A 21,160-nucleotide genomic window follows, 5' to 3' on the forward strand; every position below is an offset into this window, starting at 1 on the left:
AACCGGGCGTGACGAAAGCGCTGGTCGTGCCTTCCCGGAGGCCAGGGGCCAGGCCCATAGACTGTCGCGGTGCTGACAACCCTCCTCGACGGCCAGGTCATGGCCGAGAAGCACGGCTCCGGCAGTCCCCGCGTCCTCGCGATGCACGGCTGGGCCCGCACGCGCCACGACTGGGCCCCGGTGCTCGGTGGTTACGACGCCGTCGCGGTCGACCTCGCCGGGTTCGGCGCGACGCCTCCCCCCGAGGGCGAGTGGTCGACCGAGCAGTATGCCGAGAGCCTGCTGCCTCTCCTGGACCCCGCCTCGCCGCTCGTGCTGATGGGGCACTCGTTCGGCGGACGCGTGGCGGTGCACCTCGCCCGGCTGCGGCCCGACGCCGTCCGCGGTCTGGTGCTCACCGGCGTCCCGCTGCTGCGCCCCGACGCGTCCGGCGCCCCGGCGCGCAAGGGCGGCCCCCTCGACCTGCGCATCGCCAAGGCCCTGCACGCCCGCGGGATCGTCCCCGAGTCCGTGGTTGACAAGTACCGCAAGAAGTACGGCTCCGCCGACTACAAGGCCGCGCAGGGCGTCATGCGGACCGTCCTGGTCAAGGCGGTCAACGAGGACTACACGCGCGAGCTCGAGGCGGTGCGCGCGGCCGGCATACCGGTCGAGATGGTGTGGGGCGAGGGTGACACGGCCGCCACGGTCGCGATGGCCCGCTCCGCCGCCGAGCTGATCGGCCCCACCGCCCACCTGGACGTCGTCGCGGGCTCGGCGCACCTGCTGGACGACCAGCTGGGCGCGCACCTGCGCACCGCCCTGGACCGTCTGCTCGACACCCCGAAGGAGACTCAGCCGTGATCCTCGACGTCATCACCTGGGCCGCCGTCGCGGCCGCGCTCGCCGCCGAGGACTCGCGCTGGCTGCGGGTCGCGCAGCGCGAGCACTACGAGCCGGGCCGCGCCACCGCGATGGCCGGGCTGTGGAGCAGGGTCAAGCCGGCCAACCAGCTGCTGCTCGCCGCCGCCGCGCTCTGCATCGCCGGTGGCCTCTGGGCCCACCCGGCCACGCTGCTCGGGCTGGCCGCGATCGCCGCGTGGCCGCTCGGCCTGCCGGTGCGTGGCCGCTCCGCGAAGTTCGGCTGGACCGACCGGATGAAGCGGCTCACCGCCGTGACCGTCGGGCTGCAGCTCGTCCTCGCGGCCGCCGCCGGTCTGCTCGGCGGGCCGTATGCCGCCGCCGTGGTCGCCCTGCTCGCCGTGCCCACCGTCGACCTCGCGATGGCGATCATGCGCCCGGTGGAGAAGAAGCTGGCCCAGCGGTGGGTCGTCGAGGCCCAGGACAAGCTGCGCCGGCTGCGCCCGACCGTCGTCGCGATCACCGGGTCCTACGGCAAGACGTCGACCAAGCTCTACGTCAACCAGCTGCTGTCGCGCTCGCACGCCGCCGTGGCCTCACCCGCGTCGTTCAACAACCTCATGGGCCTGTCCCGCACCGTCAACGACCGGCTCGTGCCCGGCACCGAGGTCTTCGTCGCCGAGATGGGCACCTACGGCCCCGGCGAGATCCGCGAGCTGTGCCGCGTCTTTCCCCCGACGATCGCCGCCATCACGACGATCGGCGAGGCCCACCTCGAGCGGATGAAGAACCGCGAGACCATCGTGCGCGCCAAGTCCGAGATCACCGAGGACGCCGCGATCTCGGTCCTCAACGTCGACGTGCCCGAGCTGGCTGAGCTTGCGGACCGCCTCGACGGTGTCAAGCGGGTCGTGCGCTGCTCGACGACGCCCGGTGCGCGGGCCGACGTGGTCGTGGCTCCGGTCGACGAGGGTCGCTGGGAGGTCACCGTCGACGGTGCGCAGGTCACGACGGTCGACGCGCCCGCCGCCGGTCACCCGATCAACCTGGCCGTCGCCGTAGGCATCGCCCGCGCGCTCGACGTCGACCCCGCCACCCTTGCGCCGCTCATGGTGGACCTGCCCGGCGCCGCCCACCGCGCCGAGCTGCAGCGCGACGACCGCGGCGTGGCCGTCATCGACGACACCTACAACTCCAACCCCGACGGCGCGGCGTCTGCGCTGCGCTCGGCTCGGGCGGCCGTGGGCGAGGGCGGCCGGATCTACACCATCACCCCCGGCATGGTGGAGCTCGGCGACGAGCAGGCCGAGCGCAACCGGACGTTCGGCGCCGACGCGACGGCCGCGCCCCACCAGGTGCTGGCCATCACGCAGCTCACCAACAAGAAAGCGCTGCTCGCCGGCGCCGAGGGTCAGCCGGGTGAGGTCCGCACCTACGCCTCGCGCGAGGAGGCGGCCGCCGCGATCATGCCCGAGACCCGCGCGGGCGACGTCGTCCTCTTCGAGAACGACCTGCCCGACAACTACCCCTGACCCGGCCCGCCTGGGCTGCGAGCGCACGACGTGGCGGCGGCGCGCCGCGAGACGCTCACCCCGCCGTGCGGCGGGCGGGCGGCATACGATCGCCTGTAGCCACCCTGCCGTCTGCAGAAAGGTCTCACGACCATGTCCCAGACCGTGACCGTCGTCTTCGGCGGGCCGTCTGCCGAGCACGACATCTCGATCCTCACCGGCCTGCAGTGCGAGCGCGTCCTGCAGCGCGCGGGCGCCCAGGTCCAGTGCCTCTACTGGGACCGCGGTGGTCGCTGGCACGCCGTGCCGCCGCAGACCGAGGCGCGGGACTACCTCGACGGCGCCCCGGCCAAGGCGCAGAGGGTCGAGCTCAAGATCGGCGTCGGCGCCGACGACGGCTTCCAGATGAAGGCCGGCTTCCGTGGCACCAAGACCCTCGACCTCGGCTCGTTGCTGCTCGCCCTGCACGGCGGCGCGGGCGAGTCCGGCGGCACGCAGGCACTGTTCGAGCTGCTCGGGGTCCCGGCGACCGGCTCGTCCCCGGCCGCGGCGGCGCTCGGCATGGACAAGCTGGCCTTCGGCGCGCTGATGGCCGATGCGGGCGTCCCGGCGCTGCGCCGCGAGATCGTCTCCCCGGACTTCCGGCCCAGCTTCGAGGGGCCCTACATCGTCAAGCCGCGCTTCGGTGGCTCGTCGATCGGCATCGAGGTCGTCGAGGACTACGACACGGCCCTCGCCCTGCTCAAGTCCAGCCTGCACATGCGCGCCGGCGCGGTCGTCGAGCCCTACCGCGAGGACCTGTGGGACCTCAACATCTCCTTCACCACCGCCCCGCAGTTCAAGACCTCCCTGATCGAGAAGCCCCTGCGCAAGGAGGGCGGCGCGATCTACGACTACGCCGGCAAGTACATGGGCGGCGGGGCCGACGGCATGACCTCCGCGCCGCGTGAGCTACCCGCGCAGATCGACCCGGCGCTCGAGGCGCAGGCCCGCGAGCTCGCCCGCCAGGTCCAGCAGCTCACCGGCCTGACCGGCATCAACCGCCTCGACTTCCTCACCGACGGCACCGACATCTACGTCAACGAGGTCAACTCGATCCCCGGCGCGATGGCGCTCTACTTGTGGCCCGACGAGGACCCAGGCAGGCTCCTGCTTGCCATGGTCGAGGAGGCCAAGACCGCCAACCGGCGTGTGCCGACCGCCTCCTTCGAGGAGGGCGCGGCGCTGCGCGCGGCCGGCGGCATCTCCGGCAAGCTGACCGGGCTCGGCCCCCAGCGCTGAGCCGTATGCCGAAGCCCCCCACCGCTGCTCGTCGCGGTGAGGGGCTTCGGCATACGGCCGCCCGGATCAGCCGGCGGCCTTCTCGACCTTGTCGGCCTGCTTGCCGAGGACGCTGTCGACGAGCTTGTTGGCCTTGTCGACGTCCGTGCCCTGGGTCTGCACGACCACGAGGTTGTTGCCGCGGTTGACGGCGCCCATCGAGACCGCCATCTTCTGCCCCATCGCCTCGGCCGACATCTGAAGGCCCTTGGCGTCCTTGGTCTCGAGCTTCGGCGAGCTCATCTTGAGGTCGATCGACACGGCCCCGGTCCCCATCTTGATCGTCTTGCAGGAGTCCGCCACCTTGGTCAGCTGCGCCGGCACGTCCTTGGCCTTGCCGAGCGTCTCCACGACCACCTCGACCTGGGTCTTGTCCGTGCCGCTGCCCTTGGCGAAGCTGCGCTTGGCGTAGGACGACGGGTTGTCGGCCGACATCGTGCTCATGGCGTTCATCGCGTCCTTGCAGGCCTGCGGGACGTCCTTGGCATTCTTGAAGATCTGCTCGGCCGACTTGTCGTCCTGCTTGGGCTTGGTCTCGTCCACGGAGCCGGCCTCCCAGCCGCCGTCGGGCAGGTCCCCCGCCTCCAGCATGGACGACTTGGCCATGTCCTGGGACAGGTCCTTGGGTGCGCCCCCGCACGCGCTGAGACCCAGCGCGGTGGCGGCGATGGTGGTGATGACGAGCGTGCGACGCACGAGACTTCCCCCTCGATCGATCTGCTGTGACCCGTCGAGCCTAGGGGGACCACCGGCGCCCGTGTCCAGGACCCGGCAGATGGGGGTGGCCACGGCAGCCACGATGGAGTATGACGGAGGTGGCGGCTTCTCGCCATACGGCACCTGTCCCCGACGAAGGTGAGGCACCCTCATGGCCGAGCTCAAGAAGACCCTCGGGTTCCTCCCGCTGATCGCGCTGGGGGTGGCGGGGGTCATCGGGTCGAGCTGGATCTACACCAACTCGGCGTTCTTCGAGCAGTACGGCGCGGGCGGCATGATCTTCGGCCTCGCCATCGGGACGCTGCTGGCGGCGTGCGTGGCGCTGGCCTACGCGGAGCTGACCACGCTGTTCCCGCGCGCGGGTGGGGAGGTCGTCTACTCGTTCACCATCCTCGGGCGGCGGGCGAGCTTGGTCACGGGCTGGATGCTGATCGGCGCCTATGTCTCCAGCCTGGCGTTCTACGTCACGGCGTTCGGGCTGCTGCTCGGCAAGTTCCTGCCCGTGATGGAGGAGCATCCCCTCTACTCGATCAACGGCGAGGCCGTGACCGCGCCCGTCCTGATCGCGGGCGTGGCGCTCACGCTGCTGCTGTTCGCGCTCAACTGGTGGGGCGTGGAGATCGGCGCGCAGGTCCAGGTGGTGCTGTTCGCCGCGATGATCCTCATCGGGCTGGCCCTCGTCGTCGTGGGTCTCGCGTCCGGCTCGCCGAGCAACTTCTGGCCGCCGTATGCCGCGGACCACGACGCCCTCAGCGACACGCTGCGGTTCGTGGTGCCGGGCATGACCTACATGGCGGGCTTCGGCCTCGTCGCGGTGCTCGCGGAGGACGCGAACCTGCCGCCGCGCAAGATCGCCCGCGCCGTGATCTGGACCGTCCTCCTCGCGGGCAGCTTCTACTGCCTCGTCCTGCTCTCGAGCGCGTGGGTCGTGCCGTGGGAGGACGTCGCGGGCATGAAGCTCGGCACGATCGACGCGTTCAAGGCCGCCGGCTTCCCGCTGCTCGGGTGGGGCGCGTTCGCGATCGCGATCCTCGGTCTGCTGACGAGCTTCCTCGGGCTGTTCATCGCGACGTCCCGCATCGTGGTGGCGATGGCGCGAGCCGGGCTGCTGCCCGCCGGGCTGGCGCGGCTGGACGAGCGCCGCGGCACCCCGCGCAACGCGTTGGTCTTCACCGTCGTGGTGACTTTGGCGCTCGGCTGGCTCGGCAAGGCGGCCGTCGTGTGGTTCCTCGACACCGGCGGCATCTATCTCGGCGCCGTGTGGATCATGGTGGTCCTCGCGAAATACGCGCTCCCGCGCCGCTATCCGCACCTCGCGGCGCGCCGGCGCCTGCAGACCTCGTGGATCCCCGCGGTCGGCGCCCTCGGTGCTGCCGTGGTGATCGTCATGGCCCTGTGGCCGGGCACCAACGTGTCCCTGGTCTGGCCCGCGGAGTACCTCATCCTCGGGGTCTGGCTCGTCCTCGGCGTGATCCTGTATGCCGTGAGCCGCCCCCTGCCCCGGGAGGAGGCGCTGGGCGCGCTGCTCGGGGAGTATGCCGACACCCTGGTCGAGGGCGACTCCGAGGCATCGAGGGCATCGAGGGCATCGAGGGCATCGAGGGCATCGCGGGAGTCGCGGGAGTCGAAGGCATCGAGGGAGTCGCGGGAGTCGCGGGAGCCGCGACGATGACCGCCCCGGCCCGATGGCTCGTCGAGCCGGACCCCGCTCTGCTGCAGGCGCTCTCGTCCCTGCCGTCGTTGCCGCCCCTGGTGCCGGCCGCGCCCGAGGAGGCCGTCGACGCGGTGGTGGCGGGGGAGTGCGGCGAGGAGCTCGTGGCACTGCCGCCCGGGCTGGGTCGCCGACACTGCTATCGCGAGCTCGACCTGCCGACCGCGCCGCCCGAGATGCGGCTGCGCCGCGGTGTGGTCGAGCGGCTCCTGCAGGCGCAGGAAGCCCTGCCGCAGGGGTACTCGCTCGTGGTGCTCGACGGGTGGCGGACGCCTCGGTTCCAGGGCGACCTGCTGGCCTACTACCGCGAGCAGACCGGTGAGGCGCTCGACGGCTACGTCTCCGACCCGGCGTCCCGCACGCGGATGGCGCCGCACACCACGGGTGGGGCGGTCGACCTGACGCTCGCGCACGAGGGGGTGGCGCTGGCGCTGGGCACCGACTTCGACAGCTTCGACGACGCGGCGCACCTGCTGGCGCTGGAGTCGGTGGGCGACGACGCCGAGCCCCGTCATCGCGTGGCGCGTGACCTGCGGCGCCTGCTCGGGCACGTGCTCACCGGCGCGGGCCTGGCGCCCTACCCGCTGGAGTGGTGGCACTGGTCCTACGGCGAGCAGCGCTGGGCCGCACAGCACCGCATGGGTCGCACGATCTACGCGCCGGTGGAGGTCCACTAACGGCGTCGACCGATCCGTGCGCTGACGCGCACGGTCCAAGGTGCGTCGGGGCAGCACCTTTGCCACACATGGCGGTGCCCGGTGCGTCCAAGGTGCGTCGGGACAGCAGCTTGGTCACGCATGGGGGCGCTGGGTGCGACCAAGGTGCGGCGGGGCAGCACCTTTGTCACGTAGGGCGCGGTCGATCGCGCCGTCAGCGACGACCAGGACGCTCAGCCCCGGCTGACGCCGTGCTGTCGTCCGCCGCGGGGGTGAGGGGCAGGCGCAGGGACAGCAGGCCGCGCGTCGCGATCGCCGCGGCGAGGGCCCAGCCGAGCAGGTGGCACCACAGCGGGTCGGCGATGAAGACCAGCACCATCGCGGCCAGCACGGGGACCAGCCATCGCAGGGCGCGGACGACATACCCGCCAAAGCTGGGCATGGTGACCCCGGCGTTCTCGGCGACGGACTTGACCATGAAGTTGGGGCCGTTGCCGATGTAGGTGATCGCGCCGCACAGCACGGACCCGAGCGAGATGGCGGTGAGGTAGAGCTCGGGCACGTTGGCGACGCGCGGCTCGCCGGGCAGCTGCGAGGCCATCTCGAAGAAGGTCGCGTAGGTCGGGGCGTTGTCGAGGACCGCGGACAGGCCACCGCTGAAGAGGAAGAAGGTGACCTCGCCGAGCGGCAGCGACGGCGCGATCTGCCGCAGGAAGCGCAGCGCCGGGATCATCGTGAGGAAGATGCCGATGAACAGCGCCGCGACCTCGACGATCGGCGCCCAGGTGAACCCGTTGTCCTCGAAGCGGGTCCGCTTGTCTCCCAGCCGGTATGACGCGCCCGCCGCCCCGAGCATCACCAGCTCGCGCCAGGGGACCAGCTGCAGGACGCCGGTGTGCCCGGACTCGATGGCGTGGGCGTCGACCGACGGCAGGAAGGCCACGGCGGCGACGATCACGGCCAGCCAGACGATGTTGGCCCGGCCGTGCAGGCCGAGGGGGGTCTGCTGGGCCTCGTCCGCCTCGAGGTCGGCCGCCCGCTCGTCGCGGTAGGCCCGCCGCTCGACGCCGTAGTAGGTGACGAGCAGCAGCACGTTGACGAAGAGCCACTCGGGGGCGAGCGAGAAGGTCCAGGTGAAGGGGACGCCGCGCAGCATCCCGAGGAACAGCGGCGGGTCGCCGAGCGGGGTGAGCAGGCCGCCGCAGTTGGCGACGACGAAGATCGCGAAGACCATCGTGTGGACCTTGTGGCGACGCTCGGAGTTGGTGTTGAGCAGCGGGCGGATCAGGAGCATCGCGGCGCCGGTGGTGCCGATGAAGCTCGCCAGGACCCCGCCGACGGCCAGGAACGCGGTGTTGTTGCGGGGTGTCGCCCGGATGTCACCGGCGAGGAAGAGCCCGCCCGCGACGACGAACAGCGACAGCAGCAGGGTGATGAACTGGGCGTACTCCAGCAGGGCGTGCCAGACGAGCGCGTGCTCGCCGGCGAGGATCACCCACAGGGCCGTCGGCAGCCCCAGCGCGAGCGCCACCGCCACCTGCACCTCGGGTCGCTCCCAGTGGTGCGCCGTCACGGGGTGCAGGGGCAGCACCGCGATGGACAGCAGCATCGTCACGAAGGGGATGAGCCCCCACCACGCCACCTGCATGTGACCGCACCTCCTGGTCCGCGAGCCGCCAGTCTAGGGAGGCGATGCCGGTGCGCGCGCAGTGACTCCATCCAGCCTGACGCATAACCATCCGCAGGCGTAAAGCGCCTGAAACATCAACAACACCGAGCCGTGATCTCACGCGCTTAGCGTCCCGGACGTGACCGACCTCGCCACGCCCGCGACCTGCCGCCCCACCGTGATCGGCGTCGCCCGCATCGCCCCGATGGAGCGCGCCCCGCTGCTCGTGCTGATCTCCCGCGCCGGCGAGCAGCTCCGCGGCGTCGACCTGCGCCTCTCCACCCCGCACGCGCTGGCCGGCCACCTCGACGCGGCCTCCGGCGCCCCCACCGTGGTCGTGCCCCTCTCGCTCACCCCCCAGCGCCAGCTCCTGCAGGAGATCCAGGTCGAGCTCGCCCGGTCCCGCAGCGGCGTAATCGTCGCGAACGCCCTGGGGACGGACGGGACGATCGCCACGGCGCTCGGGCGCCGCCTGCTCGACCAGGGCCTCGACTCGCCGGAGGACGTCTGCCTGGTGGTCGCGCCGTTCGGCTGGGAGTCGGAGGTGGAGGTCTCGCTCGCCTGGGCCGGTATGACGATCCAGGCGCAGACCCCGGCCCGCGTCATCCCCTGCCGCGCGGACCGTCTGGAGGAGCAGGTCCGCCACCACCGGTCCCGCACGCGGGGTCACGTCGCGGTGGTGCCGTGGGAGCTGGTCACCGGGTCGTTCACCGTGCGGCTGCGCCAGACCGTGCGGCACCTGCCCGTGCCCGTCCTCGACCCGATCGGGCCGACGCACGAGGTGGCGGGCCGGCTGGCGGCGGCGTACCGGCATACGCTCGGCCGCAACCGCAACCACACCTGGACGTCGATGGCCGCGTCCGCCTGAGCGGGCACTGGTCGAGTCGTGTCTCCGCCGACCTCGCGCACCGCGCGCCTCGGGCGTCGGGCGTCGGGCGTCGAGGGGACGCAGATGCGTGCGACACGCCGCGCGATGGGACATCTGCGTCCCCTCGGCCTCACCCCGCCCGACATGAGCGCCCGACGGGCCCGCGCGGACGCACCGTCAGGAGGTGGGCGGGCGCGACCAGTGCTGCGTCAGCAGGCGCTGGGCCTCGAGGGGAGACAGGCCCGCGATCTCCTGGTCCGTCAGGTGCAGCTCGGCGCGCAACGCTGTCTGGAGCCATGGGGGCAGGTCCGGCGCGGGAGCGGGCTCCGGTGTGACGGGGGTGGATTCGTAGAGGCGCCCCATCGACGCCACCACCGCTGCCAGGGGGCGCAGCTCGGGGGCGTCTCCCATGCGCTCGAGGCGTTCGCGCAGCTCGGCGTAGACCTCGCTGTCCGCGCGAGCCCCCACGGCCCACACCTCGGAGACCTCCAGGACCGTGGTCCCGTCGGCGTCGCGGGTGACTCGCCAGATGATGCGCCAGTCCCGGTCGCCGACCACGAGCTTGCGGAACCCGACGAGGGGACCGAGCAGCGGCTCGCCGGCGTCGGGGGAGCGCTCGAGCAGGAGCATCTTGGTGAAGGCCGCCCGGACGATGCGGGGATCCTTCTTGTGCAGCCGGCGCAGGTCGTCCACCGCATCGTCGGTCAGACGGACGACGCACCGGCGGCCCGGGCCGTCGGTCATGCCTGGCGCGCGGTGATGTCGAGCGCGAGCTCAGCCTCGAGCTCGGCTCGGGTCAGGCCGAACTGCTCGATCGCCTCGTCGAGATCGGTGCGGGCGCCGGAGTCCGTCGCGAGCCGCGCCATGACGAGAGCCGCCTCCCGCAGCGTCTCGCGATCCCGGCGCAGGGCCTCGATCTCGTGCTCGGGCACCACCTCGGCCACCACGCGGCCGTGACGCGACAGCGTCACTCCCTCGCCGGCCTCGGCGCGGCGGACGAGCGTGGAGATGCCGGCCGAGGCGGCTTCGGTGATCGTGAGGACGGCCATGTCTCGACTGTACAGAATTCTGGGCAGTCGTGACCACGCCTGGACGTCGAGGGGACGCAGATGCGTGCGACACGCCGCGCGACGCGACATCTGCGTCCCCTCGGCCTCACCCCGCCCGACATGAGCGCCCGACATGAGCGCCCGACATGAGCGCCCGACGGGCCCGCGGCGGACGCGCCGTCAGGAGGTGGGGAGCTCTCGCTTGAGGATCTTGCCGGTCGCGCCCTTGGGCAGGGCGTCGACGAAGCTGATGTGGCGGGGGTACTTGTAGGCCGCGAGGCGGGCCTTGCAGAACTCGCGCAGCTCCTCGGCCGTGGCGTCGTCGCCGGCCAGGCCGGACTCGGGCCGCAGGGCGACGAACGCGGTGACCTCCTCGCCGTAGTGCTCGTGCGGCTGGCCGACGACGGCGGCCTCGAGGACGGCCGGGTGCTCGTAGAGCACCTCCTCGACCTCGCGCGGATACACGTTGTAGCCGCCACGGATGATCATGTCCTTGGCGCGGTCGACGATGTAGTAGTAGCCGTCGCTGTCCCGCCGCCCAAGGTCCCCGGAGCGGAACCAGCCGTCCTGGATGGCCTCGGCCGTGGCGTCGGGCCGGCCCCAGTAGCCGCGCATGATGTTGGCGCCCTTGATGACGATCTCGCCGATCTCGCCCTCGGGCACCGGCTCGCCCTCGGGGGTGCGCAGGTCCATCTCGACGCCCTCGATCGGGGTGCCGATCGAGCCCGGCTTGCGCACCCGCTTCGGGTGGTTGAAGGACGCGACGGGTGACGTCTCGGACAGTCCGTAGCCCTCGAGGATCATCGCGTCGAAGGTCTCCTCGAACGCCCGCAGCACCTCGACGGGCAGGGACGCGCCCCCGGAGATGCAGGTGCGCAGCGAGGACAGGTCGGGGATCTCGCCACCGGCGGCCGTGATTGCGCGCGCGGCCTGCAGCATGGCGGCATACATCGTCGGTACCCCCTCAAAGATCGTGGCCCGGTCGCGCTGGATGACCTCGAGCGCCTTGTCGGGCGCGAACCGCGGGATCAGGCTGAGGGTCGCGCCGGCCAGGATCGCGGTGTTCATGGCGCAGGTCATGCCAAAGACGTGGAACAGCGGCAGGCACCCCACGACCGTGTCCTCGGGGGTGAGACGCAGGAGGGTGCGGCCGCAGACCTCGGCGTTGCTGCGCAGGTTGCGGTGCCGCAGCTCGGCACCCTTGGGGCGTCCGGTGGTGCCGGAGGTGTAGAGGATGACCGCGGTGTCCTCGTCGTCCCGCTCGACCGCCTCGGCGACGGGCTCGGCCGCCGCGAGCAGGCCGGGCAGGTCGGTGACGGGCACGAAGGTCGCGCCGGCCTCCTCGGCCCCCTCCGCGGCGTCGGGGGTGGCGGCGATGATCAGACGCGCCCCCGAGTCCTGCAGGTAGTAGGCCACCTCGCGGGGCTTGAAGAGCGGGTTCATCGGCACGACGACCCCGCCAGCGCGCAGGATGCCGTAGTAGGCGACCACGAACGCCGTGATGTTGGGCAGGCTCAGCACGACCGGGTCACCGGGTCCGACACCCTGAGAGCGAAGCCACCCCGCGGCGAGGGCGACGCGCTGGTCGAGCTCGGCGTAGGTGAGCTCCTCCTCGTCCTGCCGGAGGGCGATCCGGTCCCCGTGGCGGGACGCGGTGTCGGTGAGGATCTGGGCGAGGTTGGCCATCGGATGCTCCTGGCGGCGTTGCACGGGGCGGTGGTCACCCTCGGGGGCGAGGGCTACCCGAGCGTAGGCGAAGGGGTTCCCGGCGTCCATAGACCGTCCGAGGGCCGGGCGCGGTGGTTGTCCCTGGGTCGGCGGGCGTGGTGGGATCGAGGCCCTGACCTGCCCGTCGTCGTCGACCGAGAGGTGCCCCGCATGAGCAGCACGAGCCTCGAGACCGCAACCAGCGCTGCGAGCCAGTCGAGCCCGTCGAGCCTGTCGAGCACGGATCGTGAGCTGGACGTCGTCGTCTACGGCGCGACCGGGTATGTCGGAGGCCTGATCGCGGGCCACCTCGCCCGGCACGCGCCGGACGACCTGCGGATCGCCCTCGGCGGACGCTCCGCCGACCGGCTCGAGGCGGTGCGGGCCGGGTTGCCGCCGCGGGCAGCCGACTGGCCGATCGTCGTGGCCGACTCCGACGACGTGGGGTCCCTGGCCGCGATGGCGCTGCGCACCCGCGTCGTCCTGACCACCGTCGGCCCCTACGCCCGGCACGGTCTGCCGCTGGTCGGGGTCTGCGCCGAGCTGGGCACGGACTACGTCGACCTGACCGGCGAGACCCTCTTCGTCCGCGACTCGATCGACCGCTTCGACGAGGCGGCGCGGGACTCGGGGGCGCGGGTCGTGCACTCGTGCGGCTTCGACTCCGTGCCGTCCGACCTCGGGGTGCTGCTCACCGCGGACCAGGCGCACGAGGACGGCGAGGGCACGCTGCTCGAGACGACGCTGCACGTCCGGCGCATGCGGGGCGGCTTCAGCGGCGGGACCCTGGACTCCATGCGGGTGCAGGTCGACACGGTGCGGGGCGACCGGTCCAAGGTCCGCGTGGCGATCGACCCCTATGCCCTGAGCCCCGACCGCGACGCCGAGCCGGAGCCGGTCGGCCGCATCGGCCAGGTGTGGCTCGAGCGCAGCGCCGATACCGGGTCCTGGGCGGCGCCGTTCTTCATGGGCGCCTACAACGGTCAGATCGTGCGACGCAGCAACGCGCTCGCGGGGTGGAGCTACGGCCGGGGGATGCGCTACCGCGAGGTCGTGGACACCGGGCGCAAGGGCGCTGCGCCGCTCAAGGCGGTCGCGATGGCCGCCGTCATGCCGGCGCTGGTCACGGGCTTCTCCACCCCCGGGCTGCGGCAGGTCGTGGACCGGGTGCTGCCCTCGCCGGGCGAGGGTCCGAGCGAGAAGTCCCGCGCCGCGGGTGAGTTCGTCATGGAGGTCCACGCGACCACGACGACGGGCGCTCGCTACGTCACCACCGTGTCGGCGCCGTTCGACCCGGGCTACGACGGCACCGCCGTGATGATCGGCGAGGCCGCGCTGGCCCTGGTCCTCGACCGGCCGCGCCTGCCCGAGATCGCGGGTGTCCTCACCCCGGCCACCGGGCTGGGCGAGATCTATGCCGCGCGCCTGGTCGACCAGGGCTTCACCATCGAGACCCGCCGAGCCTGACTGAGCGCCGCATCTGCGGCGGCTATGCTTGGTCCTGTCCGCATCTGCGGTCAGGATGGGAGGCTCGTCGTGGAACGCATCCGCATCAAGGACGCCGCCGCGCTGCTCGGGGTCAGCGACGACACCGTGCGGCGGTGGGTCGACCAGGGCCAGCTCGGCGCCGGCAAGGACGCGTCAGGGCGCCTCGTCGTGGACGGGCCGGACCTCGCCCGCCTCGCCCGCGAGCAGGCGGCTGAGCTCCCCGACGTGCTCGGGGTCGGCTCCTCGGCCCGCAACCGCCTCGTCGGGCTGGTGACGGAGGTCGTCGCGGACGGCGTCATGGCCGAGGTGTCCCTGCAGTGCGGCCCGTTCACGATGGTCTCCCTGATGAGCCGCCGCTCGGCGGAGACGCTCGGGCTCGAGCCCGGGCGCGTGGCCGTGGCCGTCGTCAAGGCGACCACGGTGATCGTCGAGACCCCGGCGGGGCAGTCGTGACCGGCCGTATGCCGACCGCGCGTCGCACACCCCTGACCCGCACCGCGCTGGTCGCCGCCTCCGTGCTCGCCGCACCGGTCCTCGCCGTGTCCGCGTGCGGGGCCGCCACCGGCCCGAGCGGGAGCGCCGCGTCGGGGTCCGGCGCCTCGGGCAGGAGCGCCGGGTCCTCGGGCGCGGGTTCCTCGGGCTCTGGCTCCTCCGGCTCGGCGACGGCTGGGGCGACGCGGACGCTCACGGTCTTCGCCGCCGCCAGCCTCCGGCAGACCTTCACCCGGCTCGGCGCGGAGTACGAACGCGCGCACCCCGGCTCGACGGTGTCCTTCAGCTTCGCCGGGTCCAGCGACCTCGTGGCACAGCTCGAGCAGGGGGCGCCGGCCGACGTGCTGGCGACCGCCGACGAGCGCACCATGACCAAGGCGCTCGGCGCACGCCTGCTCGGCGCCGAGCCGCGCCCCTTCGCCACCAACACGCTGACGATCGTGACCCCGCCTGACAACCCCCGGCAGGTCACCCGCCTCGCCGACCTCGCGCGGGACGGGGTGTCCGTCGTCGTGTGCGCGCCCCCGGTGCCCTGCGGCGCCGCGACCGAGCGCGTCGAGAGGTCCTCGGGCGTCACGCTCAAGCCCGTCAGCGAGGAGCAGTCGGTGACCGACGTCCTCGGCAAGGTCCGGGCGGGCCAGGCGGATGCCGGCATCGTCTACGCCACGGACGCGCGGTCGGCGGGCTCCGCGGTGCGCGTCATACCGCTCCCCGAGGCCTCCGCCGCCGTCAACACCTATCCCATCGCCGTCACGGCGACGGCGCGCGGCGCCGACGCCCAGGCCTTCGTCGACCTCGTGACCGGTCCGCAGGGCCGGGCGGTGCTGACCGAGGCCGGGTTCCAGAAGCCGTGAGCCGCAGGGGTCCTCGCGTCGAGGCCGGCCGCCTGCCCTGGTGGGCCTGGCTGCCGGCGCTCGCGGGAGCGGCGTTCGTGCTGCTGCCGCTCGTGGCGATGCTGGCCCAGGTCGACCGGTCGCGCTTCGTCGAGCTAGTGACCAGCGAGTCCTCGCTCGCGGCGCTGGGGGTGAGTCTGCGCACCGCGCTCGCCAGCACCGCGCTGTGCCTCGTCCTCGGGGTGCCGCTCGCGCTCGTCCTGGCCCGCACCCGACTGCCCGGTCTCGGCGTCCTGCGGGCCCTCGTCCTGCTGCCGCTGGTGCTGCCGCCGGTGGTGAGCGGGCTGGCGCTGCTGCTGACCTTCGGGCGGCGCGGGCTGCTCGGGCAGCACCTCGAGCTGCTCGGCATACAGGTGGGATTCACGACGACGGCGGTGGTCCTCGCGCAGGCGTTCGTGGCGCTGCCGTTCCTCGTCGTGTCCCTCGAGGGGGCGCTGCGGTCGGCGGGGGAGCGCTACGAGACCGTGGCGGCGACGCTGGGGGCCTCACCGACGACGGTGCTGCGCCGCGTGACCCTCCCGCTCGTGCTGCCGGGGCTGCTGTCGGGGACGGTGCTGTGCTTCGCCCGCTCCTTGGGCGAGTTCGGCGCGACGCTGACCTTTGCCGGGTCGCTGCAGGGCGTCACCCGCACGCTCCCGCTCGAGGTCTATCTCCAGCGCGAGACGGATCCCGCTGCGGCCGTGGCGCTCTCGCTCGTCCTGGTCGTCGTCGCCGGGGTCGTCGTCGGGCTCGTGCACCGTCCCAGTGCGCGGGAGCGTGTCGCGTGACGGCCCTCCAGGTGCGCGTGGAGGTCCCTGAGCGCGGGGTCGTCATCGACGAGACCTTCGACGGGGCAGGGGTGTCCGCCCTCGTCGGCCCCAACGGTGCGGGCAAGTCCACGGTCCTCGAGGTCGTCGCCGGCCTGCTGCGGCCCCACCGCTGCCGCGTGGTCCTCGGCGACCGCGTCCTCGTCGACACCGACGCCGGCACCTGGCTGCCGCCGCACCGGCGCCGCGTCGCCCTGCTCGGCCAGGACCCCCTCGCCTTTCCCCACCTGGACGTGCGCGGCAACGTGGCCTTCGGGCTGCGCGCCCAGGGGATCCCGCGGCGCGAGGCGGGGGTGCGCGCAGACGAGTGGCTCGAGCGCCTCGACATCGCCCACCTGGCCCGACGCCGCGGCTCCGAGCTGTCCGGCGGCCAGGCGCAGCGCGTCGCCCTCGCCCGCGCGCTCGCCGTCCAGCCCGACCTGCTCCTGCTCGACGAACCCCTGTCCGCCCTCGACGTCGAGGTCGCCGCCGACGTGCGGCACGTCCTGCGAGACCTGCTGCACGGCAGCGCGACCCGCGTCCTGCTCGTCACCCACGACCTGCTCGACGTCGTGTCGCTCGCGCACGACGTCACTGTCGTCGAGGCGGGCCGGGTCACGGAGCGAGGCCCCGCCGTCGAGCTGCTCGACGCACCCCGCAGCCCCTTCGCGGCGCGGTTCGTCGGCCGAAACCTCCTGCGCGGCGTGGTCATCGCCCCCGGCCAGGTGCGGTTGCCCGACGGCCTCGTCGTCCACGGTCGTGGCGACCTGCCGGTCGGCGCAGAGGCGGTGGCCCTGTGCGATCCGGCCGACGTCGCCGTGCACGTCGGACCCGTGACCGGCAGCCCGCGGACCGTCATACCGGCCCTCGTCACCGAGCTGGCCACCCACGCAGGCGCCGTCCGCCTCTGTGCCCGGACCCCCTCCGGGGTGCGCGTCGGCGCGGACGTCACCGCCCTCGCCTGCGCCGAGCTCGGGCTGCGGCCCGGCAGCCCCGTCACCCTGGCCGTCAAGGCTCAGGCTGTGCGGATCCTGCCCGCACCCTGAGGGTCGGACGGGGTCGGATCAGGGGTGACCCTCATGGCGGGGCGGCCCGGCGTCGGCCAGGCTGGAGCCACATCCACAACCGAGGAGGACACCCGTGAACTCGATCTACGCCGCCATGCGCAAGAACGGCCTCACCCGCCCCCGCTCCGGACGCATCGCCATGGGCGTCTGCGCCGGCATCGGCCGCAAGCTGGGCGTCGAGGCCAACATCGTGCGTCTCGTCTTCGTCGCGTCGCTGATCATCCCCGGGTCGCAGGTGCTGGTCTACCTCGCCCTGATGATCCTCATGCCCGAGGACTGATCCTCGCCCCAGGCCACCGCCGAGTGGTCACTTCCGTGCGACTGAGGGGGACGTACGGACGTGACCACTCGGCGGTCCTGCGTCTCCGACTGGTCACTTCCCGCCGACTGGTCACTTCCCGATGGCGGGAAGTGACCAGTCGGCGAGGTGAGATCAGGTCTGCTGGACCAAACACTCACGATGTCGGAGGTGGAGGGGCGCTTCCGGCGTCGCGGCGTCGCGGGGTGGGGTCAGCGGTCGACCCACTTGTCGGCCGCGTCGCCGGCGGCGGGCGCGTGCGTGTCCAGGGCGGCGAGCAGCTCGTCCACCGTGGGGCGCGCGATCAGCAGCTCGCGATGGGACGGGCGCAGGAACTCCTCGTCGCGCGCGTGGTCGAGGAAGGTCAGCAGCGGCTGCCAGTAGCCGTCCACGTCGAGAGCGCCGACGGGCTTGCGGTGCAGCCCGAGCTGGGCCCACGTCAAGATCTCGGCGAGCTCCTCGAGCGTGCCCATCCCGCCGGGCAGGGCCACGAAACCGTCCGCCAGGTCGGCCATCAGCGCCTTGCGCTCGTGCATCGAGCCCACGACGTGCAGCTCGGTCAGCCCGTCGTGGCCGACCTCGTAGTCCATGAGGTGCTGCGGGATGACGCCCACCACCTCACCACCTGCCGCGAGGGTGGCCTCGGCCAGCATCCCCATGGTGCCCACGCGGGCCCCGCCATAGACGACGCGGGTCCCGCGCGCGGCGAGGGTGGCCCCGAGCTGGGCCACCGCGGCGGCATACGACGGGGACCGGCCGGGAGAGGAGCCGCAGAAGACGCACAGGGAACGCATGCCCGCAACTGTGCCACTCGATCTCGATCAGGTGACGTTCAGATATCTGATCTCGTATGCCGTACCGCACGCCTGCATACTGTTGCGCGCTGCCCAACGACGTGACAGGAACGCTGACATGGCCTACACCACGAGCCCGACCATCCCCGAGCCCAAGGAACGACCGCGGGATCGGTCCCACTGGCTCTACATCGCGGTGATCATCGCGGTGCTCGCCGGCATCACCTTCGGCATCGTCGCGCCCGACGCGGCCAAGGGCTGGAAGTGGGTCGGCGATGCGTTCGTCGACCTCATCAAGATGATGATCAGCCCCGTCATCTTCTGCACGATCGTCCTCGGCATCGGGTCCGTGCGGGCCGCAGCGACCGTCGGCAAGGCCGGCTCGATGGCGCTCGTCTACTTCCTCACCATGTCGACCTTCGCCCTGGCGATCGGCCTCGTCGTCGGCAACCTCATCCAGCCCGGTCACGGCATCACGGTGATCCCCGGCTCCGGAGCCAAGCTCGCCGCGGACGCCGAGCACGCCGGTGGAACCGTCGAGTTCATCCGCGGGATCATCCCCGAGACCCTCTTCAGCTCGCTGATCTCGGGCTCCGTGCTGCAGACGCTCTTCGTGGCGCTGCTCGTCGGCTTCGCGATCCAGAAGCTGGGCAAGCAGGGCGAGCCTGCCCTCGCCGCCATCGCCCTCCTGCAGAAGGTCGTCTTCCGCATCCTGACCATGGTCCTGTGGCTCGCCCCGATCGGCGCGTTCGGCGCCATCGCCGCCGTCGTCGGCACCTCCGGCCCCAAGGCCGTGGGCGAGATGCTCAAGCTGATGTTCGGCTTCTACGTCACCTGCCTGCTCTTCGTCGTCGTCATCCTGGGCACCGTCCTGTGGCTGGTCGCCCGGGTCAACATCTTCAAGCTGCTGAAGTACCTCGGCCGCGAGTTCCTGCTCATCGTCGCCACCTCGTCCTCGGAGTCGGCGCTGCCGCACCTCATGGCCAAGATGACGCACGCCGGCGTCGACCGCTCCACCGTCGGCGTGGTCGTCCCCACCGGCTACTCGTTCAACCTCGACGGCACGGCGATCTACCTCACCATGGCGTCGATCTTCATCGCCGACGCGATGGGCAAGCCCATGAGCATGGGCGAGCAGATCGGTCTCCTGGTGTTCATGATCATCGCGTCCAAGGGCGCCGCCGGCGTCACCGGCGCCGGCCTCGCTACCCTCGCCGGGGGCCTGCAGGCCCACCGCCCCGAGCTGCTCGACGGCGTCGGCGTGATCGTCGGCATCGACCGCTTCATGTCGGAGGCGCGCGCCGTCACCAACTTCGCCGGCAACGCCGTCGCGACCATGGTCATCGGTCGGTGGACCGGCACGCTCGACAAGGCGCAGGCCGACGCCGTCCTCGGGGGCCACGACCCCTTCGACTACGCCACGCTGGACGACGACCCGCACGCCACCGAGGTGCGACCGGGCCGGGTGCCCCACCCCGTCAACCCTGCCGACCGTCTCCAGCCGACGCCGCAGGTCAACCTGGACGAGTATGCCGCGCACGCCCGTCACGCCGACGGGTCGACCCGCACCGACGACTGACGGCACCCGCCGGCACCCTGCAACGCCGAGTGGTCAGTTCCCGACGTTGGGAACTGACCACTCGGCGTTGGAGACGGGCGTCGCTGGTGGCAGAGTCGGGGCCATGAGCGACAGCGACGCCGCGGGCCGACGTGACCTCGTGGACCCGGTGGACCCCTGGACCAGCGAGCAGGTCATCACCTATGCCGACGAGACCACGGGGCTACGGGCGGTCATCGCGATCGACGACACGACACTCGGTCCGGGCTTCGGCGGCGTGCGGTGGCGGCCCTATCCCTCGACCGCGGCGGCCATCCGCGAGGCGCAGCGGCTCGCCCGGGCCATGACCTTCAAGCACGCCCTGGCCGAGCTGCCGTACGGCGGAGCCAAGTCCGTGATCATGGCGGACGGGGTCACGCGCGACGAGCCGGCGCGGCGGGCGTTGTTCGAGGCGTTCGGGGACGCCGTGGCCCGCACGCACGGTCTCTACATCCCCGGGGTCGACATGGGCACCACGCTCGCGGACATGGACGTCATCCGCTCCCGCGGCGCCCGCGTCTACTGCGCGGACGCCGACCCCTCGCCGTGGACCGCGCGCGGTGCCTACGTCGCCATGCGGGCCGGGGTGCAGCGGGCGTATGACGTCCCGACGCTGGCCGGCCTCACCGTGGCCGTCCAGGGTGCGGGCAACGTCGGGGGCGAGCTCGCCCGGCTGGCGGCACGCGACGGCGCCCGGGTGCTCGTGGCCGACGTGGACGCCGAGCGCGCGGCGTCGGTCGCCGCTGAGTGCGGTGGCGAGGTCGTGGACGTCGCGGAGGTCGTGACCTGCGAGTGCGACGTGCTCGCCCCGTCCGCCGTCGCGCGGGTGGTGACGATGGACGTCGTGCCGCGGCTGCGGTGCCGGGTCATCGCCGGCGCCGCCAACGACATCCTCGACGAGCCGTCCTGCGAGCAGGCGCTGTCGGAGCGGGGGATCACCTTCGTCCCCGACTTCGTCGCCAACGCCGGGGGAGTCATCCACGAGCACGCCCGCGCCCAGGGGTGGGACGACGCGCGGCTCACCGCCGCAGTGGACGCGATCGGGCCCCGCGTCAGCGACCTGCTCGAGCAGGCCGGCGACGGCAGCGCCGTCGAGGCGGCCCTGGAGCGCGGACGCGCCCGCCTGGCGTCGGCCCGGCGCTGACGCCGCTGATCCCGGGCGCCCACGTACGCCCGACCGGCGACCGGCGCCCGGCGCCCGGCATACGACCCCGGGTCGATCAGGCCGCCCTCAGTGCTGCTCGTTGGGGTCCTCGTCGGCGTCCTGCTTGGTCGCGTGACGCGTGCCGTGCACGTGGTCAGGCGGGCCGTAGAGCGAGTAGACCTTGAGCACCGTGTCGCCGATGTTGACGACGTTGTGCCAGGAGCCGGCGGGGACCATCACGATGTCGTCGTCCGACACGACCTCCTGGAACTGCAGGTCGTTGCTGGCCTTGCCCATCATCACGCGGCCCCGGCCGGCCTCGACCCGCAGGAACTGGTCGGTGTCGTCGTGCATCTCGAGGCCGATCTCGCCCCCCGGCGGGATGGCCATGACCGTCAGCTGCAGGTGCTGCCCGGTCCACAGGGTGTCGCGAAACATGGTGTTGTCGAGCGTCGCTCGCTCGATGTCGGTCACGAACGGTGCAGGGCCCTGGTCGGCCATGTCCACTCCTCTGGCTCGGGTGCTGTGGTCCCTCCACCCTAGACTCAGGCTCT

21 protein-coding genes are annotated in these 21,160 nt (G+C 72.4%); 14 read left to right on the forward strand and 7 right to left on the reverse strand.

What is annotated here, in order from left to right; all coding sequences use genetic code 11:
• The first annotated feature begins 69 nt into the window (after positions 1-69).
• The 3 genes from B4K29_RS06125 to B4K29_RS06135 all read left to right on the forward strand — a co-directional run bounded on the left by B4K29_RS06125 (position 70) and on the right by B4K29_RS06135 (position 3,632).
• Positions 70-843, forward strand: coding sequence for an alpha/beta fold hydrolase (locus B4K29_RS06125; RefSeq protein WP_286966656.1), 774 nt, complete (start codon positions 70-72; stop codon positions 841-843).
• Positions 840-2,372, forward strand: coding sequence for a Mur ligase family protein (locus B4K29_RS06130; RefSeq protein ID WP_286966658.1), 1,533 nt, complete (start codon positions 840-842; stop codon positions 2,370-2,372). Before B4K29_RS06125 ends, B4K29_RS06130 begins: the two co-directional genes overlap by 4 nt.
• 132 nt (positions 2,373-2,504) lie before the next feature.
• The gene (locus tag B4K29_RS06135) at positions 2,505-3,632 is read left to right on the forward strand and encodes a D-alanine--D-alanine ligase family protein (protein ID WP_286966660.1); all 1,128 of its coding nucleotides are present in this window, start codon (positions 2,505-2,507) and stop codon (positions 3,630-3,632) included.
• A 66-nt stretch (positions 3,633-3,698) separates the two neighbouring features.
• On the opposite strand, the gene B4K29_RS06140 is transcribed toward B4K29_RS06135, so the two are convergent.
• Entirely contained in the window at positions 3,699-4,367 is a 669-nt protein-coding gene (locus B4K29_RS06140; RefSeq protein WP_286966662.1) for a hypothetical protein, read from the reverse strand.
• 172 nt (positions 4,368-4,539) lie between these two features.
• Here B4K29_RS06140 and B4K29_RS06145 point away from each other — a divergent pair, with 172 nt between their 5' ends.
• Together B4K29_RS06145 and B4K29_RS06150 are read left to right on the forward strand one after the other, a co-directional pair.
• A complete protein-coding gene (locus tag B4K29_RS06145; protein WP_286966664.1) occupies positions 4,540-6,060 on the forward strand; it encodes an APC family permease in 1,521 nt (506 codons plus the stop codon).
• On the forward strand, positions 6,057-6,776 hold the full coding sequence (locus B4K29_RS06150; RefSeq protein ID WP_286966665.1) for a M15 family metallopeptidase: 720 nt from the start codon (positions 6,057-6,059) through the stop codon (positions 6,774-6,776). Before B4K29_RS06145 ends, B4K29_RS06150 begins: the two co-directional genes overlap by 4 nt.
• A 193-nt stretch (positions 6,777-6,969) precedes the next feature.
• Here the strand turns inward: B4K29_RS06150 and B4K29_RS06155 are convergent, their stop codons facing one another.
• The gene (locus B4K29_RS06155) at positions 6,970-8,403 is read right to left on the reverse strand and encodes a sodium:proton antiporter (protein ID WP_286966666.1); all 1,434 of its coding nucleotides are present in this window, start codon (positions 8,401-8,403) and stop codon (positions 6,970-6,972) included.
• Positions 8,404-8,563: 160 nt separating this feature from the next.
• Between B4K29_RS06155 and B4K29_RS06160 the strand changes: the two genes are divergently transcribed.
• Positions 8,564-9,292 carry a sirohydrochlorin chelatase gene (locus tag B4K29_RS06160; protein WP_286966668.1) on the forward strand — a complete coding sequence of 243 codons (729 nt, stop codon included), beginning with the start codon at positions 8,564-8,566 and terminating at the stop codon, positions 9,290-9,292.
• Positions 9,293-9,469: 177 nt separating this feature from the next.
• Here B4K29_RS06160 and B4K29_RS06165 read toward each other — a convergent pair whose 3' ends face one another.
• From B4K29_RS06165 to B4K29_RS06175, 3 genes are all read right to left on the reverse strand, one after another.
• Positions 9,470-10,036: a type II toxin-antitoxin system RelE family toxin gene (locus tag B4K29_RS06165; RefSeq protein WP_239261861.1), complete on the reverse strand. Its 567-nt coding sequence runs from the start codon at positions 10,034-10,036 to the stop codon at positions 9,470-9,472.
• Complete coding sequence (locus B4K29_RS06170) at positions 10,033-10,341, reverse strand: type II toxin-antitoxin system Phd/YefM family antitoxin (protein WP_029212323.1); 309 nt, start codon at positions 10,339-10,341, stop codon at positions 10,033-10,035. Before B4K29_RS06170 ends, B4K29_RS06165 begins: the two co-directional genes overlap by 4 nt.
• A 180-nt stretch (positions 10,342-10,521) precedes the next feature.
• Positions 10,522-12,027, reverse strand: coding sequence for a long-chain-fatty-acid--CoA ligase (locus B4K29_RS06175; RefSeq protein WP_286966670.1), 1,506 nt, complete (start codon positions 12,025-12,027; stop codon positions 10,522-10,524).
• Between the two features lie 192 nt (positions 12,028-12,219).
• Between B4K29_RS06175 and B4K29_RS06180 the strand changes: the two genes are divergently transcribed.
• The 6 genes from B4K29_RS06180 (at position 12,220) to B4K29_RS06205 (ending at position 17,053) form a co-directional block, all read left to right on the forward strand.
• Positions 12,220-13,515 (forward strand): saccharopine dehydrogenase family protein, encoded by a 1,296-nt coding sequence (locus tag B4K29_RS06180; RefSeq protein WP_286966672.1) that lies wholly within the window; start codon positions 12,220-12,222, stop codon positions 13,513-13,515.
• 69 nt (positions 13,516-13,584) lie between these two features.
• Entirely contained in the window at positions 13,585-13,989 is a 405-nt protein-coding gene (locus B4K29_RS06185) for a TOBE domain-containing protein (RefSeq protein WP_019286673.1), read from the forward strand.
• Positions 13,990-13,997: 8 nt separating this feature from the next.
• Complete coding sequence (gene modA, locus B4K29_RS06190; RefSeq protein WP_286966674.1) at positions 13,998-14,882, forward strand: molybdate ABC transporter substrate-binding protein; 885 nt, start codon at positions 13,998-14,000, stop codon at positions 14,880-14,882.
• Positions 14,879-15,688, forward strand: coding sequence for an ABC transporter permease (locus tag B4K29_RS06195; RefSeq protein WP_376786837.1), 810 nt, complete (start codon positions 14,879-14,881; stop codon positions 15,686-15,688). The genes modA and B4K29_RS06195 overlap by 4 nt, the downstream gene beginning before the upstream one ends.
• Positions 15,685-16,752: a sulfate/molybdate ABC transporter ATP-binding protein gene (locus B4K29_RS06200; RefSeq protein WP_286966675.1), complete on the forward strand. Its 1,068-nt coding sequence runs from the start codon at positions 15,685-15,687 to the stop codon at positions 16,750-16,752. Before B4K29_RS06195 ends, B4K29_RS06200 begins: the two co-directional genes overlap by 4 nt.
• 94 nt (positions 16,753-16,846) lie before the next feature.
• Positions 16,847-17,053: a PspC domain-containing protein gene (locus B4K29_RS06205; protein WP_240483995.1), complete on the forward strand. Its 207-nt coding sequence runs from the start codon at positions 16,847-16,849 to the stop codon at positions 17,051-17,053.
• Between the two features lie 230 nt (positions 17,054-17,283).
• Here B4K29_RS06205 and B4K29_RS06210 read toward each other — a convergent pair whose 3' ends face one another.
• Entirely contained in the window at positions 17,284-17,865 is a 582-nt protein-coding gene (locus B4K29_RS06210; RefSeq protein WP_019286666.1) for a TIGR00730 family Rossman fold protein, read from the reverse strand.
• 118 nt (positions 17,866-17,983) lie between these two features.
• On the opposite strand from B4K29_RS06210, the gene B4K29_RS06215 reads away from it, so the two are divergent.
• Positions 17,984-19,444: a cation:dicarboxylate symporter family transporter gene (locus B4K29_RS06215; protein WP_286966678.1), complete on the forward strand. Its 1,461-nt coding sequence runs from the start codon at positions 17,984-17,986 to the stop codon at positions 19,442-19,444.
• A 103-nt stretch (positions 19,445-19,547) separates the two neighbouring features.
• Positions 19,548-20,606, forward strand: coding sequence for a Glu/Leu/Phe/Val dehydrogenase dimerization domain-containing protein (locus tag B4K29_RS06220; protein ID WP_286960952.1), 1,059 nt, complete (start codon positions 19,548-19,550; stop codon positions 20,604-20,606).
• 87 nt (positions 20,607-20,693) lie between these two features.
• Here B4K29_RS06220 and B4K29_RS06225 read toward each other — a convergent pair whose 3' ends face one another.
• Entirely contained in the window at positions 20,694-21,107 is a 414-nt protein-coding gene (locus tag B4K29_RS06225) for a cupin domain-containing protein (RefSeq protein WP_019286662.1), read from the reverse strand.
• Positions 21,108-21,160: the final 53 nt, after the last annotated feature.

The sequence above is a fragment of the Arsenicicoccus sp. UBA6765 genome (assembly GCF_002453335.1).
Taxonomy (GTDB): domain Bacteria; phylum Actinomycetota; class Actinomycetes; order Actinomycetales; family Dermatophilaceae; genus Arsenicicoccus; species Arsenicicoccus bolidensis.

Excerpts from the sequence above, each read along its gene's own strand:
- B4K29_RS06135 (WP_286966660.1), top strand. The coding sequence starts at position 2,505 with ATGTCCCAGACCGTGACCGTCGTCTTCGGCGGGCCGTCTGCCGAGCAC.
- B4K29_RS06145 (WP_286966664.1), top strand. The coding sequence starts at position 4,540 with ATGGCCGAGCTCAAGAAGACCCTCGGGTTCCTCCCGCTGATCGCGCTG.
- B4K29_RS06150 (WP_286966665.1), top strand. The coding sequence starts at position 6,057 with ATGACCGCCCCGGCCCGATGGCTCGTCGAGCCGGACCCCGCTCTGCTG.
- B4K29_RS06155 (WP_286966666.1), bottom strand. The coding sequence starts at position 8,403 with ATGCAGGTGGCGTGGTGGGGGCTCATCCCCTTCGTGACGATGCTGCTG.
- B4K29_RS06165 (WP_239261861.1), bottom strand. The coding sequence starts at position 10,036 with ATGACCGACGGCCCGGGCCGCCGGTGCGTCGTCCGTCTGACCGACGAT.
- B4K29_RS06170 (WP_029212323.1), bottom strand. The coding sequence starts at position 10,341 with ATGGCCGTCCTCACGATCACCGAAGCCGCCTCGGCCGGCATCTCCACG.
- B4K29_RS06175 (WP_286966670.1), bottom strand. The coding sequence starts at position 12,027 with ATGGCCAACCTCGCCCAGATCCTCACCGACACCGCGTCCCGCCACGGG.
- B4K29_RS06180 (WP_286966672.1), top strand. The coding sequence starts at position 12,220 with ATGAGCAGCACGAGCCTCGAGACCGCAACCAGCGCTGCGAGCCAGTCG.
- modA (WP_286966674.1), top strand. The coding sequence starts at position 13,998 with ATGCCGACCGCGCGTCGCACACCCCTGACCCGCACCGCGCTGGTCGCC.
- B4K29_RS06210 (WP_019286666.1), bottom strand. The coding sequence starts at position 17,865 with ATGCGTTCCCTGTGCGTCTTCTGCGGCTCCTCTCCCGGCCGGTCCCCG.
- B4K29_RS06215 (WP_286966678.1), top strand. The coding sequence starts at position 17,984 with ATGGCCTACACCACGAGCCCGACCATCCCCGAGCCCAAGGAACGACCG.
- B4K29_RS06220 (WP_286960952.1), top strand. The coding sequence starts at position 19,548 with ATGAGCGACAGCGACGCCGCGGGCCGACGTGACCTCGTGGACCCGGTG.
- B4K29_RS06225 (WP_019286662.1), bottom strand. The coding sequence starts at position 21,107 with ATGGCCGACCAGGGCCCTGCACCGTTCGTGACCGACATCGAGCGAGCG.